The sequence below is a fragment of the Achromobacter sp. DH1f genome (assembly GCF_000633435.1).
Lineage (GTDB): Bacteria > Pseudomonadota > Gammaproteobacteria > Burkholderiales > Burkholderiaceae_B > Achromobacter > Achromobacter deleyi.
This window is the reverse complement of record NZ_AYMF01000042.1, coordinates 1-1,551: the sequence shown is the minus strand read 5'-3', so window position 1 is coordinate 1,551 and position 1,551 is coordinate 1. Positions and strand designations below refer to the sequence as shown.

Below are 1,551 nucleotides of genomic sequence, written 5' to 3'. Positions count from 1 at the left end.
CCGGGACGCCGCCAGCCAGGTCTGCCTGGCCCGCGGGGTGGTCGCGACCGCGCCGTCGGTGTACGCGCGGCTGGACCAGGACGACGTGCTGGCGGCGGCGTTTGCGCGCCTGTTGCTGTGGTCGGATCCGGCCAGCCTGCCGCGTATCGGCGACGCCGAATCGGCCTGGGCGCTGTACCTGCGGACCTGGCGGCCCGGCAAGCCCAAGCGGGATAGCTGGGACAGCCTGTACCAACGCGCCGTGGCGGCGGTGTCCGCCCCGGTGGCCAGGAGCGCAGCGCATGTTGCAACAGTGGATTAAGCGGGGCCTCGGCGTCGTGGCGGCCGTGCTGGCGGGCCTGGCCGCCGTCGCCGGGGTTTATTGGAGGGGGCGGGCCATGGGCCGGGCGCAGGAACGCTCGGACAGTGAGGCCCGCCTCCAGGGGCGGGCGGCCGACGCCCGCAAGGAGGCCAGGGATGTGCAGGAAAAGGTGGCTCGCAGCGATGACGATGCCGTGGCTGATCGCCTCAAGTCTGGGTGGGTGCGCCAAGCCCCCCCTGCGGACCGGGATTGAATATTGCGATCACGCGCGGCCGGTCTATTTCAATTCCGCGGGGGAAGTGGACGCGACCCCGGCAAATATTCGCCGGCAAGTGCTCGAACATAATGAAACCGTTGCCAGGCTTTGTTTTTGAGGTAAATTTAGATCGCGATTTTCCAGCCGTGGGCGCCTTCTTTTTCTGGCGCCGGTGTTGCGCGGCGGATATTGTGTTGGGTTCTGGTTCTGCAATAATTTCTGACTTTTCACCGATGCGGGCCCACCGCCTGCACGGCAAGCTCCAGGAGAGGCGCTATGGGTCAGGGGGTGCAGTATCGGCAGGCGCATTGCCCCGGGCACATGCGCGGCGGAGAACAATAATATGCCCGACGGCGAAAGCCTGGCCGCTGCGCGGGTTCGTCCGCAGCACCGGTATTCCATGCGTACCGGCCTGCTGGCGTTGGTGTTCGCCTGTATTGCGCCGGCCCTGATGGTGGCGTCCGTCGCCGTCTACGAAAGCTACCAGATCCAGAAAGAACGAATATTCCGCGACACCATTTTCATGGCGCGCAATCTCACCGCCATTCTCGACCGCGAAATGACCGGGGTCGAAGCCGGGTTGCAGATGCTGGCGTCGTCGCCGGACCTGATCAGCGGCGACCTGGCCGGATTTCACCAGCGGGCCCGCGAAGCCATCCGTTTCCAGATCGTCGACAGCTACGTCCTGACCGACAAGGAAGGCCATCAGGTGGTCAATACCCTGGTGCCCTATGGCACGCCGCTGCCGGCATCCGGGGTTTCCCAGGAACTGAGCCGGGTGTTCCGGGCGCGCGAACCCGTGCTGAGCAGCCTGTTCATGGGCGCGGTCAGCCAGAATCCCACCATCGCGCTGGGCGTTCCCGTCATGCGTGGCGACGACGTGGCCTACAGCCTCAATGTCGGCCTGTCGCCCGAACGTATCGGCAACGTGTTGGGCCGCCGCGGGCTGCCCGATGGCTGGGTGGCCGCGGTACTGGACAAGACCGGCACCATC

Annotated in this window: 2 protein-coding genes and 1 pseudogene; all 3 read left to right on the top strand. The window is 66.2% G+C overall.

What is annotated here, in order from left to right; genetic code table 11:
* Positions 1 to 301 (top strand): annotated as a pseudogene (locus U858_RS0131090) (hypothetical protein); the annotation flags it as partial.
* A complete protein-coding gene (locus U858_RS0131085) occupies positions 282 to 554 on the top strand; it encodes a hypothetical protein (RefSeq protein ID WP_025141012.1) in 273 nt (90 codons plus the stop codon). The pseudogene U858_RS0131090 and the gene U858_RS0131085, both read left to right, overlap by 20 nt.
* 346 nt (positions 555 to 900) lie before the next feature.
* Positions 901 to 1,551: cache domain-containing protein (locus U858_RS0131080; protein ID WP_025141011.1), on the top strand; the 651-nt coding region annotated here is incomplete at its 3' end.